This is a genomic window from Salmonirosea aquatica, from assembly GCF_009296315.1.
GTDB lineage: Bacteria > Bacteroidota > Bacteroidia > Cytophagales > Spirosomataceae > Salmonirosea > Salmonirosea aquatica.
In genome coordinates this window covers 62,784-78,070 of sequence record NZ_WHLY01000001.1, presented here as the reverse complement: position 1 = coordinate 78,070, position 15,287 = coordinate 62,784, and the positions used below count along the sequence as shown (strand labels likewise).

10 protein-coding genes are annotated in these 15,287 nt (G+C 46.2%); 8 read left to right on the top strand and 2 right to left on the bottom strand.

Annotation, left to right across the window (positions count from 1 at the left end):
• Positions 1-8: 8 nt before the first annotated feature.
• From GBK04_RS00320 to GBK04_RS00285, 8 genes are all read left to right on the top strand, one after another.
• Complete coding sequence (locus tag GBK04_RS00320) at positions 9-359, top strand: hypothetical protein (protein ID WP_152755846.1); 351 nt, start codon at positions 9-11, stop codon at positions 357-359.
• A 350-nt stretch (positions 360-709) separates the two neighbouring features.
• A complete protein-coding gene (locus GBK04_RS00315; RefSeq protein ID WP_152755844.1) occupies positions 710-1,234 on the top strand; it encodes a hypothetical protein in 525 nt (174 codons plus the stop codon).
• A gap of 67 nt (positions 1,235-1,301) precedes the next feature.
• The gene (locus tag GBK04_RS00310) at positions 1,302-2,474 is read left to right on the top strand and encodes a DUF5712 family protein (protein WP_152755842.1); all 1,173 of its coding nucleotides are present in this window, start codon (positions 1,302-1,304) and stop codon (positions 2,472-2,474) included.
• 39 nt (positions 2,475-2,513) lie between these two features.
• Complete coding sequence (locus GBK04_RS00305) at positions 2,514-4,430, top strand: type IV secretory system conjugative DNA transfer family protein (RefSeq protein WP_152755840.1); 1,917 nt, start codon at positions 2,514-2,516, stop codon at positions 4,428-4,430.
• Between the two features lie 99 nt (positions 4,431-4,529).
• A complete protein-coding gene (locus GBK04_RS00300) occupies positions 4,530-4,760 on the top strand; it encodes a hypothetical protein (RefSeq protein WP_152755838.1) in 231 nt (76 codons plus the stop codon).
• A gap of 16 nt (positions 4,761-4,776) precedes the next feature.
• Positions 4,777-6,657 carry a nucleotidyltransferase gene (locus tag GBK04_RS00295; protein ID WP_152755836.1) on the top strand — a complete coding sequence of 627 codons (1,881 nt, stop codon included), beginning with the start codon at positions 4,777-4,779 and terminating at the stop codon, positions 6,655-6,657.
• A 37-nt stretch (positions 6,658-6,694) separates the two neighbouring features.
• Positions 6,695-7,300, top strand: a complete 606-nt coding sequence (locus GBK04_RS00290; RefSeq protein WP_152755834.1) for a 3'-5' exonuclease — start codon at positions 6,695-6,697, stop codon at positions 7,298-7,300.
• A 16-nt stretch (positions 7,301-7,316) separates the two neighbouring features.
• Positions 7,317-7,745, top strand: a complete 429-nt coding sequence (locus GBK04_RS00285; RefSeq protein WP_152755832.1) for a hypothetical protein — start codon at positions 7,317-7,319, stop codon at positions 7,743-7,745.
• 18 nt (positions 7,746-7,763) lie between these two features.
• Here the strand turns inward: GBK04_RS00285 and GBK04_RS00280 are convergent, their stop codons facing one another.
• Together GBK04_RS00280 and GBK04_RS00275 are read right to left on the bottom strand one after the other, a co-directional pair.
• A complete protein-coding gene (locus tag GBK04_RS00280; protein ID WP_152755830.1) occupies positions 7,764-8,327 on the bottom strand; it encodes a hypothetical protein in 564 nt (187 codons plus the stop codon).
• Between the two features lie 52 nt (positions 8,328-8,379).
• Positions 8,380-14,949, bottom strand: coding sequence for a hypothetical protein (locus tag GBK04_RS00275; protein WP_152755828.1), 6,570 nt, complete (start codon positions 14,947-14,949; stop codon positions 8,380-8,382).
• Positions 14,950-15,287 lie beyond the last annotated feature (338 nt).

Here is a 15,287-nt window from a genome sequence, read left to right as displayed (position 1 = left end):
ACAAACCCATGGAACAGTACACCCTTAAATTCATTCCCCCAAATCGGTACCCAAGTGCGTGTCTGATTACAATCTATCGACGGTCCGGCATCGTGGTTGCGACAGATACAGACGAAGGTATGAGCGTAACTAATGCCTGTGAGTTGATAGCTAGTGAAGTAGTGAAACGGTATAATTTGGATGCTCAAAAGATGATCTACATCGAACAGTATCGGCCCGGTCGCCCAGATCAAACCACGGAATTGGTGAAATTTGATTTTGTCGATGGTAAGGGTTTCAGGCATCCAAATTGGAATCATATTCCTGCGGAGGTGTTCAAAACGATGATTTCTATCGCTGAGGAAGTAGAGGAAATATAATGAACTTTCGTAATCTTAAAATATTTTAATTTTAAGATTATAATATTTTGAATTAAAAATCATTTTTTTAGCCTGGTTGTTCGTCTGTGTTTTAAGATTAGTAACCAGGCTATTTTTTGTTTTGTGGAATTGCAGCCGTTAATTATTTTAGCAGCTCAAAAATGAGATATAAGGGAGGGGAAGGCTAATTTTTGCGGATAGCAAGATAGCAGTTCATAATTCATTAATATATAGATAATTAAATGAGTTAAAGAGGCCTAAAAGTGTACAAATGAATTCCAACTTCCTTTATTTGAGACCGTTGAGAATTTTCATTTGTACACGCTAATTTTTAATTGCTTGATTTTGAGATGGAGAGAGAAACCGTGAAGATTGATGCCGAGGTAGCTGAGCGCGCCCGCAAGCAAGTCGAGAAAATTAACCAAAAGCTGGTCCGAAAGAAAGGGCCGGGCAAACCTGCCAAAGTAACGTTCAATGAATATTTGAGCAAGGCCGTTGCTCACTACATTGAATTAGATTACGACCCTAGCCGGGAGGATGACAAGCACCCTTTGAAGGATACTGTCATCCGCACCACCGAGCGGATCATCAGCTATTTGCAGAGCCACGAGAAGTGGTACATGGAACCAGTCCGCCAGCACCTGGAAAAGGTGGAGCAGCGACTGGATCAAACTCCGATTCCCGAAAGCCAAGACCCAAACATTGACCTTGGTTTCATTCGCGATATGAGTTTATACTCCTACCTGACGAGCGACTTGGTATTAAACCTGCTTTTTCACCAACATCGCGAGACGCCTGATAAACTTGCCGAACTTCAAGAGTGGGCCAGCAAGCGATACCAAGAACGTTACGACGAATTGATAACAAAATACTGATGTGACAGAATGCTGTAATTTAATTATCTCAGTGTTTTAAAATATCAATATTTAAATATCATAGCTGATGGTCATTCGCGTATTGCCCGCCAGGAAGGGCGGCATCTACACCAATTCGGGGTCATCCCAGGCACTAATCAATTACCTCGAGCATGAGGCAAAGGAAGAGGTGGATCCGAAACGCTCGATCTTCTTCGATCAAAAACGCGAGGGCATTGCCAGTCATGAAGTGCAGGAACATATCGACACCAATGTAAAAGGGCTACGAAAGAACAAGCCGCATTTCCATTCCGTGGTGATTTCCCCAAGCCGAGCAGAGCTTCGACATTTGGAGGGAGATGAGGAGAAGTTGAAATCCTATACCCGCCAAGTAATGGACAATTATGCTCAAAATTTCAAAAACAGACATCAAGGCAAAGTGGAGGGGAAGGATGTGGTTTGGTACGCTACCCTCCATAAGGATCGGCAGTACTCTGGGTTAGACGAGGAGGTGCAGACAGGGCAGGCTCAACCTAAACAGAAGAAGCAGGGAGAGCAAACGCACATTCATGTCGTCGTCTCGGCGCGGGATCAGACGATGAGTCGGTCGCTGCATCCTGATAGCGGGAGCCGTCAGTTCAACTATAATGCCTGGCTGACAAAAAGCAAAAAGGACTTTGAACAGTCCTTCGGCTATAGACCCGTAATCACGGAAGCACAGCAGAAGCAAAGGCTGGAAAAACAGGTGAATCGGTTGGAGAGGGGAGGGCTGCTCCTCGATCGTGAGCAGATGCATGATATCGGACGAAATCAGAAATATTCACCTGATTTCTGGAAGCGAATGAATGAGGTTGAGCGCGGAGCCAAAAAGGGGGATGTCTTCACACCCCGACAAGCTTACGAACGCCTGATTGAAAATCCTGAACCAAAAGAGCGGAAGGACAAAGGAGCGAAAAAGCCGGACATATTACCTTCAAAAGTTGAATCGGTTAAATATAAAAGCAAGTCGGTGAATTCTGACACCGAGTCTATAACTGGAAAAAGGCAGGATAAAAAATTGGAGGTTCACCATTTGGCAGAGAAGGGTGAACAGAAGATCGACAAACACACAGATGCCTCTTCTGACCAGAAATTTAGACCTGTCCGTATTGATATCACGCCACTGATCGGCGCGTTGCGGTTTGAAAGTGTTCCCAATACCGGCGGCCACGCTACTGGTAAAGATGATGATTTCCGACGTCGAGCGAGGAGACGGAGATAAGTGAGAATGAAGTTGACCGAGAAATGAAAATCTGTTTCAATGAATCAAAACCGGAATGCCGTGTGGCTGCTGGTGGCTTTGGTCGCCGCAGTAGTGGGGGGAGAGTACTTCCTGTTGTTGTACGTTCCGCCGCGGGATGTCGGCTGGTATAATAAACTATTGAACGTGTACATGAAAGGCGGCTGGTTGATCCGGGTAGTTTTTGCCCTGATTATTCCCGTGGCTCTTGCTATACCCGACGATGCCGACTTGGCAGGAAACCAAGCGAGGAAGCTGCGGAAGCAAAGGCGCCCTTCTACGATGATTCAACTAGTCACGGTATTGGGGTACCTCGTTGGCGTTATGCTATTATGCATAGCACACCAATTCCCGTTTCAGTTCAAATATTTGGTGCCGACAGGAGCGGCGATAAGCGCGATTTTTGGTTTGGGAGTGGGCTACTGGTTGCTACGACCCAAGCCCAAGCGACCCCTCGTCGAGGATCGCCAGGCAGGTGTTCCGTCAAAAGGCTTTCAGTTTGGTACCACCACGGGCGGCTGGATCAAGATACCCAATCCGTTCAGAGGCATCTTCATCGCGGGTGGTCCCGGTTCGGGGAAATCGGCTTCGCTGGCCAAGCCCCTCATTCGCCAGGCCCTCGCGCAAGACTACTGCGGCATTTTGTACGATGTCAAGTTTCCTGAACTGACAGACTATGCCTACCATCGCCGCCAGAATAGTCCCGAGGCAACGTCACGGTTTTGCGTCATCAATTTTCAGGACATGGATCGCACTCACCGCCTGAATCCGATTGCCCCGGAAAATATTCCTAGCATCGCTTATGCGGAGGAATACGCTTTGGCACTGCTCAGAAACCTGCAACAGGAAACCATCGAGAAACAAGATTTCTGGTCGCGTTCCTGCACGGCGGTTCTGACGGGCCTGATTTGGTACCTACGCAAGCACCATCCGAAGTACTGCACCTTGCCCCACGCCGTGACGCTGATTACCAAGATGCCTTATGACAAACTCATGACCATGATCGGAAATGACTCCGAATGTCTCAGTTACGTCATGAGTGTGGTTACGGCCATTGGTAACAAGTCGGCCGACCAGCTCTCCGGGGTGATGGGTACTTTACAGGTCATGTTGGCCAAGCTGTCCAGTCCCGAAGTGTTCTGGGTGATGTCGGCAACGGATGAAGGTTTCAGCATGGATTTGAATAATCCCGAGAAGCCAATTTGGCTCTGCCTGGGTGGCGACCGGGAAGTAATGGATTCAATGCGGCCCCTCCTGGGACTATACAGCACGGTGGCCCTGAAACGGATGAACCGCATGGGAAAGCATCATTCCATTCTGTTGCTAGATGAGGCTCCCACGATTTACATACCCAACTTCGAGCAGATACCCGCTACCGGGCGAAGCTCGCAGATCGCGACGGTGTACATGTGCCAGGATTTGTCGCAGGTGCGGAAGTACTACGGGGAAAAGGAAAGCCAGATGATTCTGGGAACGCTCAGCAACCAGTTTTACGGTGCGGTGTCGAGCGCGGAAACGGCCAGATACGTCAGCCAGTTGATCGGTCAGCACGAAGTCGTTACGCCGGAGGAATCGCGAGACAACAGCTCGTCCTTCGATCTGGGAAGTATGTTTGACGGAAAGTACCAACCGAACCGGGGCCGTAGTACAATCAGCTACCGGAAGCAACAGCGGCCTATCGTCAATCCCGAAGAACTTCACGAGTTTGACCAAGGCGAGTTCATCGGCTTTACAGTCGAATCGCAACAAGGGCGGTTTTGGGGAAGAATCGCTTTGGAAGCTGAGGATAAAGAAACGACAGGACTTCCAAAATTCTCCAAACAGCACGATTTGCAAACCAATATGGATAGCATCGTGCTGGACTGCGCCGCGATGTTGGGGCTGGGGGATAAGGAGATCGAGAAGTTACTTTATAAAGAGTCTAACTTAGTAGGGTAGTCTTAATGCTGGGAGGAAATGATACCGAATTAATGCCTGTCAAGATCAGAAAATGCGATTGATTATGATTATTTTTGAGTAACAAAAACTATCCAAAAAATGAAAACCATAGACAGCTTACAAGGCAAAGAATTGGGGTTCGACGTCACGGTTTTACCGGATACTCTGCTGGTGGATTTTACGGAAATCCGCCAGGAAATCATCGAGCGGTACGGATATGCTGAGAAACCCGCCGACGAGCCGTGGATTATCGGCAAGCTCAGCCGGGAAGACTTCTTCCGCATGAAGGAGGAGGAGTCAGAAGAATCAGAAAACGACGAAAAACTTTAAACACAGAGATTGAAAAATGACCCGCGATCAAGAGGCGTTTTTGGAGGTGCTCAATCGGCACCAGGTAGAGTATGCGATCATAGGGGGAAAGGCAGTTCAATCGTACGGCAGCTCGCGCAAGTCTGACGATTTGGATGTTTGGATTAACCCAACGGCGGAGAATGCGAATAAAATGGTAGCTTCGGTGAAAGACTTCATCGGCGCTAAACTGCATCCCAGCGATTTTACAGATAATAACATTGTATTTTTTGGACGGGATCCCTACCGAATTGATATTCACAAAGACGTAACGGGCTTAGGTCAATTTCCCGATCATTATCATGATCGTGTACCAGTTCGGACAAACGAAGGAACCGAATTCAGCGTGTTATCCCCCAAAGATTTGGTGGCCAGCAAAAAGGCAGCCAGACGGGCTAAGGATTTGCGGGACGTGGAATATCTGGAAGAGCGCGTACTAGGAATCCGCCGACAGGCTGATCGGAAGATAAACGAAACTCAGCAGAGGCCGCTTCAAAAGGTAGATTTTGAACAGTTCAAACAACAGATCGACCTGGTTGAATATGCAAAAGACCAGGGCTACATCAAGGATTTGCAGCGTAGCGGGGGCAATTCGGTTTCCCTCTACAAAGCCGATAGCGGGGGGAAAGACAGGATCGTTGTTTATCCTCGTCAGGGTGCAGAAGCCGATATTTACTTTAACCCAAACGACGGGGCCGATAAAGGGACGGTGGTGCAATTCCAACACCGCCGGGGCACCGGCGAATGGAAGGATACGATTCAGTCGTTGCAAAACTACCTCGGTCAGATGGACAACCGCGTAGGTCGAACTATTGCCCAACCCGTGTCTCCTGCTCCCAATCACCCAGCTCCCACCCGTGAGCAGGCTGTCGTTCGGAGCTTTGATTTGAAGCCATTGAGTGAGACCAATTACCTCAAAAGCCGGGGTCTTTCGGATGAAACAATTAAAGCCCCTGAATTTGAGAATGCTGTTTTCAATCGTACCTACCTCGACCGCAATCGGGGCAAGCAGTTCGTCAACACGGTGTTCCCCATCAAGAATGAGCAGGGTACCGTGGCCATCATCGTTCGGAATGATAATATCAAGATTGTGGACGGTCCCCGTGGCGACGGACTTTGGATATCCAATCCGAAAGTGATCGAGCCAGGCGGACGCGCGGACCGAATGGTAATCGCCGAAAGCCCGATCGACGCCATGAGTTTCCATCAGTTGAAACCTCCGGCGGAAGGGGAGAAAAGAATCTATCTCGGCACGGCGGGTAATTTGTCATCGGGAGCGCCAGACACGGTACAGAAGCTGGTCGATAAGTACCAGCCCCGACAGATCGTCATGGCCAACGACAATGACAACGCTGGCATCCGTAACAGTATCAATTTGGTGGGACGTCTGCGGTACTCCGGCGTCCAGGAAAGCAACAATGTACAGGCGCATTTGAACCTGCCTTCCCCCAGCCAGGCCCGGCTTACTGTTTCGGTGAGCCATCCCGACCAGGCGACGGGTAAGCGAAGGGTACAGGAACTAACCGAGCGATTCTCGACCGCTCTCAACAAGAATTCGCCTAAAGACGAGCCGGAAGCCCGGATCAGTGTGAAAAGCTGGCAGGACAACCGCACAGAGTTTGAAGTGTCGATGCCTAATACCCGCCAAAATTTGATTCGGACGCAAAACGAACTAGTAGCCGCCAAAGGATTGCAGGAGGTAGTCAGCTTGAAGCTGCCGCACAACAAAGACTTTACGGAGGATCTGCAAAAGGGCGAGAAACTCAATTTGACGCCTCTACCAAGTCCGATGAAGCAACAGGCCGCTCCCATGCTGACTCCCGATGTGCCGAAGATGGCACCAAAGTTTGATTTGCCCCCGGCCGGAATGAAGCGGTAAACGGGCTGTTGCCAAATACGTCATTTGAAAAGAAATTATGAAGTACCTCATCGTCGATACCGAAACAAATGGGTTGCCGCAGTGCAATCACCTACCCGTTACGGACTTGCCTAACTGGCCGAGGCTCATCTCCGTGGCCTGGGGCTTGTATGACGATGAGGGCCACGAACTGAGCCGACACTATGAGCTTGTAAAACCGGAGGGCTTTCGCTGGAACAAAGTAGCGCAGCGTATCCACAGAATCAGCCAGGAGCAAGCGGAACGCAAAGGGAAACCCTTGACCGAGGTACTGGAGCAACTATGGCAAGACACTGAAAAAGCGGATGCCTGGGTAGGTCATAATATCAGCTTCGATTGCGGGGTGATCGGTGCCGAGTTTCTCCGAATGCAGAAAGCGCAGCCGGGTAGGGTAGGGGAGCTGCCCGCCCGGCCACTGCTTTGTACGATGGAGGCCAGCGCCCACGTAACGGCCAATCGAGTGCCAACCCGTCTGGATGAACTGTACCATCTGCTAACGGGAAAACGGATGAAGGGAATGCACGATGCCAGCGCCGATATGCTGGCCACAGCTAAATGTTTTTTTGAACTTAAACGGAGTGGATATTTTGAAACAGAAGAGATTGAGCGTCATCGCAGCAGCTAGCTTGTTGCTCCTAAACATGACTAGCTGCAAAGACAAGAACGCCGAACCCGATTTCCCGCTTACAAAAGCGTACTACGCTTTCCGGGCATTTAACCCAACTAACCCCAGCCAACCGCGCAATGAAGTGGGCTTCGATACACTGACCTACCGCGCGGAGGATGGCAGCACCCGCGTCCTGTCCAATCGGAGTATATTCTTCACGAACGATTACGACACGACGATTTACGTCAATGTCCCTGCTGACCGGATACTGGAAGGGTACCTATCATCGAGTAAGGCGCAAAGTGTTTCTATTGAAGTCGGGCTGATCGACAAATCCGGGGCTAAGCAGAAGCAAGGGTATAATTTGGCGGGAATCAACAGTCAGAACCTGAATGCCAGTACTTTGGTGAAGGTAAGTTTGCGGAGGCAGGTATCTGCGATGGATATTCGGGAGGCGAATTGATTACACATATCCTATAACTCAACTGGGATCGCCTTCCGTCAGAATTTCTCCAAATGCTTTTCTGATAATTTCTTCTCTATCGGATGCAATTCTCTCGAAGCTGTCGTTCGTCTTGTTTAAAATATCCCCGCTATTGTTATCAGATGGTTGTTCTGTATCATGCTCAGTTTCAATATTAACATGAGATTTATTTCTAGCTACAAATAGAAGAACATTTCTTTCATATTCATCTAACTCATCAAAAAAGTGTTCCCGTATTTGCTGACTAGCTTCGAATATCTCTTGCGATATAGCTATATTAGGTGCCTCTAGGAATATCAGCATCTCACGTTCGTGCAGTCTTATGATCTGACTTATAAGTCCCCCCTCATCAGGATCTTTTCCAAAAGGTACACGATAGTAGAGATCGCGTTCACCTAGTAACCGTTTGAGTGTGGGCATTATTGAAGAAAAGGGCCCTCCTGAAGGTAATGAATTCCTGATGGACCATAGTTTCATGACTAACTCTTCGCACTCCTTGGCAGCAATTTCTCGAGTGGTGTCGTCGATTGCACTTTCAGTTTTGGAAATTAACTCTGCCACTCGTTGTGACATCCATCGTTCAAGCACACTATTGCCTTTGTGTATACCCAGCTCATGAATGATCTGCTGGCCAAGATGAGCAACTTCGGTCCACGGTTTCGAAGGTTCCGTCTTGACGCAAGAGGAGGAGGATGTGCTTTCCTTGGTCGTATCGTTTTTCATGATAAGATTCACTGTGGTTGCGCTGGAGAATAACTTCGATTAACATATCTTTCTGTTGCTTTTGCATATATTTTTGCAAATAAGACGATCTCATCCAAAGTCGGAATCCTGATGAATATGGATTGTGTTGGTTATAACGCGAATCCCGCAAATCGTCGCTCCAAGACTCGCGTTCCGCAACTAAGGCATTTGATTGATTCCTGTAAGCAGTGTTCTGAGGATTCAGAGTCAAAGAGAATTCAGAGACGACTTTATCAGATAGTAATATTCCGTATCCACTAACCTTACGATGAGAAATATCTGTTTGCTCTAAACCTTCGTGCAGTGGATAGAGTTCTTGAACGGTAGGTTCTAATAAAAAATCTTTAGTCAAATACTCTAACGAATCTGCGTCATCCATATCGGTATTAAAGCCAAATGTTGGAAAGATTGGATGATATAGATCGCTCAACTGAAGCGCTCTCATCAATGAAACAGCCATTTCTGAATCTACCAGGACGCTTTTGACGTGAACACTACCGTAATGCTTTTCAACTCCAAAGTCATAACTACCATAAATCACCATACTGCCGCCACGGTTCCGTTCCCCGAAGCCCAAAGCGTCAATGTAGTCATCGGTACTTCTCTCTTCCCACGGCTCAGGCATTTTTCCCCAGCATTCTGCTCGCAACGGAATTTCTCCTCGCAGATCAGCCAGCCAGCCTGATTTCCAGGAATTTGATAACATTCTGATTATCCATTCATCCCAATAGGATACTGAACTATCTTCATAATATTCTTCCATTCGGACGCTAAGTTTATTGACTAATTCACCAGCTACGCACATGAGAGCATTCTGCGTTAGATATGTTTTAAGCGAATCTACTATGGCCTCGGATTTATGGAAGTGTGTAAGCCCATATTCATATCGGTTTAGATAATCCCAGTTTTTGTTACAGTCATCTTCTGCAAAGTTCCACCGATCACAAATCCACTTTTCAGCAAGTGTGGCAATTGTACCGCTGGTTTGGCAGAAAACATCTCCTAGGCGTCTAAACCAATAGTCTTCCACATCAAAAGGGTCAAAGTGAAACCGTTCTGCATCTTCACTTTCAAGACTCAATTCATCACCAACTACATCGTAACTACGGTCAAGAAGAAAGGTGATAGGCTGATTTACCTGTTCTATCATCTGCAATTTTTCAGTTGTCAGAATGTTAAGATGGTGCTGTTGTAGGCGCAATATTGCAGAACGGGCCAATCCACATATCTGCACGTGGGGTAATTCGGAGTTCAGAGCGTGGTTTGAAATTGAATCGGCATACATCGCTATTTCATCGGGTAGCTCGAAAGCTAACTGTTCCACCAGTAGCATTGTCCAAACTCGGGCTGACATCCAAAAAAACTCGATTCCTTTTGGGGCTAAAGAACTCGTTTTCGTATGAGAAAGCGTCATCAGCCTCATCAGCAGATCCTTTCGATAAGATACATTTTCCCGTAGCGTCAGTACTTCACGAATAGCATGAACTGCTTGCCAACGAACACGCTTATCAGGATAGCCAAACAGATACCATGCGAATTCGGCTAAGCATTCTATTGAATCAACCGTAGTGTTTTCAGAATTAGTGATCAGTTTAGTAAATGGCAGAGATTTTCCATCGTTAACCAATTGGCTTTCTAATCGGTTTAACAGCCATTCTATCAAACCCTGCGAAGAGGTATAGTCGAGAGAGTTGATTATTGCTCGCGCATTCCTACAAAGCATGTCAGCACTGAGGTACTCGAGTTTATCAGCAACTCCAGGTAACAGCAAAGCGGCTCTCGACTCTCCGGCTAAGGGTAAACTGCACAACTCCTCTAAATGAGAGGGCCAATCCTCCTCATTCGTCAACCGACCTATATTACGAGAATAAAAACTGGGTAATCCATTTAAGGCCCAATCTTGAATGGGCTTACTGTTTTTCCAATCCCCAAGAAAAACATTGAAAAGATCAACAGAAATATCGCTTTGGCTATCTTGATAGAGCCATATTTTACTCACTAAATCAAGGAACTCGACCCTCCTGGAAAAAGGAACCTGTTGACCCAGCTCCTTCAAACATTCGAAAAGCTCTCGTCTGCCTAATCGAGCGTATAGACGGATGTCATCGCATTCTCGAAAGGCTTGAATATTACCATGAGAAGCTCTTTCAAACCATTCAATAAATTCTCTTTCAGCTTTGAGTGTATACTCGGTTTTTTCATCAGAGTTTTTAAGAGGTGGTCTGATGTGCGACAAAAAAGAGAGTATACCTTCCAACTGTTTCATTTCGGGAACATGAGCCATATTGTTCTCCTTGGCCCAGCTCACAATACGTTCAATTGCTTCGGCCCTATGCCCTACAGGTGCATCCCTCCGCGCCCAATAGCATAACTTCTCAAAGATTTCATTGTTGTTATTGGAGCCGATAGATTTATCCTTCTTAATTGAATTCTCGAGCAGTTTGAGGCCATAGGATGTAAAATTAACTCCGTCTCCCAGTAACCGTAAAAGCGGAACGCCAATATTAGCGGACCATTGATTCGATTCAGAGGCACCTTTTATTAATGGAAAGGCGCTGTCACCCAGTGGACATTTATTTAGCAAATCCCATCGACTGCTTAGTCTTAGTCCGGCGGTTAAGTTTAGTTGTGCTACCGCTTCTATTGTTTCTTCGAAAGGTGCAGCTAAGTCGCCAGATAAGAAGGGCTGGTATGCTTCCACTAACCCAGCTTGCTTAGCTCCTAATCGGTGGCCTTCTGAAGGACTGACGCTCTTACTGATGTGTTTGAGTAAGTGTACAGCGATTGTAAGCCGATGCGCAACCTCGTCGCCAATACCTTGTTCGGCCGCTTGCACCGCTCTGCCGTATAGATCACGGCTGAGTCCAGAGTCGTAAAAGAATGACGCCTTAGCACAATCTAATATTACTTTCCACCGATCGTCAATAGAGATGGAATCCTCCTGGGCGTCATCTGCGATTTTTTCAAGCCAGCGAAGCGCTAATTGTCTGTACTCTATCGTACTCGCTGCTTGTTTGGCTATTTGAAGTCGAATATTTCTCGCCTGATACGCATTCGTATAGCGCTGCACTTCGCCAAATAACTTATTCAAAAGATCTTGCTGCCCTGGTATATTGATTAATACTTCCCCTGCGACAATTAGCCAAATACGTTGCTTATCAATGTAATAACGACTATTACCTGGCTTGATGGGCACCATAGCATCCAATCCTTTCTCAATGGTTTCCACGGCGACACTCTTATCAAGAGAATCGACCAAAGATTGTGTTCTTAAAGAGAATACTGGAAAAATATAGCCTATTTTTTCTCTGAATCTCCGTCGATCAGAATCATGAGCATCTGGTACATACTCCCCTTTCTTGCTTTCGGTGGATTTCTGGTACTTAGAGGGAATTAGATCATCTACTATCAAAACTCTTTTTTGCAGTTCCGCTTTCAGGACTTCGCTTCTAAGTGGATAAGTAAATTCGTCAAAATCTCCGAATTCTGATGGCATTCGATTGGGAAAAGGACTGACCAACTCATCCAATACCTTCAGTACGGTGGCATTTTCAATTTTGTGCTGAGTAAATAATTCTGCTATTGTTAATGCCCATTCAAGTCTAGGATCACTAAATACGAGGCGTTTTTCCGTGGGATTTCGTGAGATGCTTTTTTCGTTAATTGCAGTCAGGAGATGCCCAGCCAGATTTTCAACGCGCTCCTTCTGAATAGGCCTTTTACTCTCCCATAGTGCTGCCAGCACAACACATTCGCCCAACAGAGGTAAGTCAGCCTCACGAATATAGTGCTCAATTTCTTCATCACTCAACCAAATAGCCGCATTCTTTACCATCAACGCCAAGCTATCTAGCCTAGCTCTCAATGGCTTCCAGCGGTTCAGTGATTTTTTGGCTTCCTGTACTCCATGAAGCCAGAATACAGCTTCTGTTTGATTTGCTATGTCCTGATCCTTGATTTCCCATTCATGACTCCTCCTATCATCTTTTGGTTGGTTCATGTATTTACGTACCCAAGCCCACCCATGTTTAAGATGTTCTTCAGCTAACGATTTTTGAACTGCATCACGAGCATACACTGCTGCTAACTGAAAATGCATCGCCCCCAACCACTGCCTTCCGTACCTTCTTACTTCATTATTTTCATCGAAATATTCTGAAAGGTCTTCGTTATCACCAAAATGATTTGCCAAAGGCAAACAAGCCAGCACGAGACTTTTTGCTGCATCATTAGTTCGAGTAATTTCTGCTGCCATCAACAGTAGTTTTGCTCCGTCAGTATCTCTTTTCAATATAGCGGCGGACTGCATCGCCAAATTCAGCCTCCTATGGTATGTTTGAAGCCGCAGAAGGCTATCTGTTATTAATTCAAGAGAGGGTTCATCCAATATCAGTTGGATTAATTCCACATACTGTTTGGCCTCTATTAAGTGATCGGCAACTACTCGGGCTGCGTAGGGGTTAGAATTGGCTAAACCTTTAAAATGATTAGCTAGATGATTTAGAGTAGATGTTATAATTGGCTTAGTGTCAGAACGTGTTCGCAAGTGCGTCTCGAAGTCTTCATCCCGAAAATTTATCTTAGCATCTTCAAAGATCAATCCCGGACGTAACGCCTGACAAAAGTCAGTTGCTTCTGCATTTGTGATAGCACAGGCTCCTGCGAATATCTCAATCGGAATAGGACGCTGTAGACAGATTAGGGTGGCTAGCAGCCTGTTTGTCTTTGCCTTATCTGGTTGATATTGGACAGCTTGTTGAATTAGGTCTTCAAAAATCTCTTCTGGAATAAGGTGCGCATGACGAAAGACATAAATGAAAGAAGATAGTTTTCCGTCGATATTTTTTGCCTTGTCAAGAAGATAGCGTTGTATTCTGGGATTGTGACGGGTACGCGTATGAAATGCTATTAATGAATTTGGCTTCGCAAGCGGAAATGATTGCCTGAAATGTTCCGCAGAGCCTTTTTCGTCGAAACCACTTAATTCAAATGGAATAGTTCCTTCCGGCGACCCGAGGGAATTTAATCGCGCAGTTCGGGCAGACATTAACAAGCGGCAATTATCAGGTAACGTAAGAGCCCAGAAATGAGGGACAAATGATTTTTTCTCCCCATCCACTTCTGACTTCGCTACGGAGTTGTCAGCTGCGTCAATGGCTAGAACTAATAGACCGCCCGCCTCAGCCACGATTTTAGCCGCCTTATTCAATCGATCCTGGAAGGCATCGATCATGTCAAATTCATTTTGGTGATGTCTGACTAGAAAGGGAATTCCAGTTAGAACTGACAACTCATTACTGATTTGAAACAATGCACGCTTCAAGGTATGTCTGCCAGAATTTATAGAGTTATAGATCCCTGCTCCATAGCAATCATACAAAACAATCTGTGATCCAGGAGGTAAGTAATTTTTTAACTGTTGTATCGTCGTGCTTTTACCTACACCAGCAATGCCATGTGCCAATGTTCTTCTGTGGATGACAACAACATCAGCTAGTGCCTTAGCCTCCTCAGTTAGAATAAGATTCTCAGGAAAAATAAGGTGCGAAGGTTCGGGAAACAATTCCTTCATGTTAAGAACACCTAACTGAGCTAAGACATCCTCCCGATTCAGTCCGGTTGAATCCTCTTTTTCAGGTAGTGCCTCCTTCCTTACCAGATCGGTTAACTGTAATAAGGTGTCGTTCCTACCGCCGGTAGACACAGACTGACCAATCTCTTGCATCATACTAAGATGCTGTCCCATTCGAGTGTCTTCTCCACAACCTGTGAGATCCAGTACCTTCAAGAAGCTGATGAAATCAGGCTCTTGCAAAGTAAGCTGACTAAAAAGTTTTTGGACATCCCTTCTGATCCATGCTGGATTCTCAGGCAGATTAATAACCAATTCATTCAAATCGGTAGGGTGCGAATTCTGAAGCGAAAAAGCCGCATGTATTGTATCAACTAATCTTTTGAGTTTAGGGGCAAGCGGTTGATTACTGACCAATCTTATCTTTGTCTTTAAAACAACATCTCTCTGAGTGAACCCAGCCTTCAAGAGATCTAGGTAGCTAACTGAAAGACGCTCTATTACTGAATCATTGGAATTCCCAGAACGTCTTTTGCATAAGCGACCATAGGTCCAGAGCTTATCAGGATGGCGTGTGCTGTATTTTAGCTGAGAGATGACAATCTTGCTTGCCGTGGCAAAATCCTCACCTCCATAATATTCAGTCAAATCGGCGGCCAAGAAATGCTCTTCGTCTGGCGACAGATTGGCAATATCGCTTGGTGACACCCCCTCGACTTTGATACACGTCAGCGGAGAATTGGGCGAAAGCATCGAAATAACCTTTCGAGTTGCCCACAATATGTGAAAGTCATGACCCGCATTGGAATCTCGGACGCTGGTTGGCTTGCCTTTGTTTGGTTGAGTCTTTTGGGTGGGATGAATCAAGTTGCCCGCGGTTGGCTAGGTTAGCATTTTATATAAAAAACTAAGATAGCATAAGCCTCAAATTTTCCCTAATTTCGAGAAGATAGCCATTTTGAAAGAATCACAAATACGGATCGAATCAGGAACTGCAATCCTTGACTTACTCATCGCTAATACATTGAGTTTCCTTTTACAACCATGCTTTTTTAAACAGGATACACGGATTGGATAACCGATGGGTGAGGTGCGACTGTTCTCCTCACTAATCAGATACGAAACTCTACACCTTGAGCGTGATAGTTATCCAAATCTATTTTGCCTCTCGAAAGATGCAATAGGTAAAATAGCACACAGTCAAG

Excerpts from the sequence above, each read along its gene's own strand:
- GBK04_RS00285 (WP_152755832.1), top strand. The coding sequence starts at position 7,317 with ATGACTAGCTGCAAAGACAAGAACGCCGAACCCGATTTCCCGCTTACA.
- GBK04_RS00310 (WP_152755842.1), top strand. The coding sequence starts at position 1,302 with ATGGTCATTCGCGTATTGCCCGCCAGGAAGGGCGGCATCTACACCAAT.
- GBK04_RS00315 (WP_152755844.1), top strand. The coding sequence starts at position 710 with ATGGAGAGAGAAACCGTGAAGATTGATGCCGAGGTAGCTGAGCGCGCC.
- GBK04_RS00305 (WP_152755840.1), top strand. The coding sequence starts at position 2,514 with ATGAATCAAAACCGGAATGCCGTGTGGCTGCTGGTGGCTTTGGTCGCC.
- GBK04_RS00290 (WP_152755834.1), top strand. The coding sequence starts at position 6,695 with ATGAAGTACCTCATCGTCGATACCGAAACAAATGGGTTGCCGCAGTGC.
- GBK04_RS00295 (WP_152755836.1), top strand. The coding sequence starts at position 4,777 with ATGACCCGCGATCAAGAGGCGTTTTTGGAGGTGCTCAATCGGCACCAG.
- GBK04_RS00320 (WP_152755846.1), top strand. The coding sequence starts at position 9 with ATGGAACAGTACACCCTTAAATTCATTCCCCCAAATCGGTACCCAAGT.
- GBK04_RS00300 (WP_152755838.1), top strand. The coding sequence starts at position 4,530 with ATGAAAACCATAGACAGCTTACAAGGCAAAGAATTGGGGTTCGACGTC.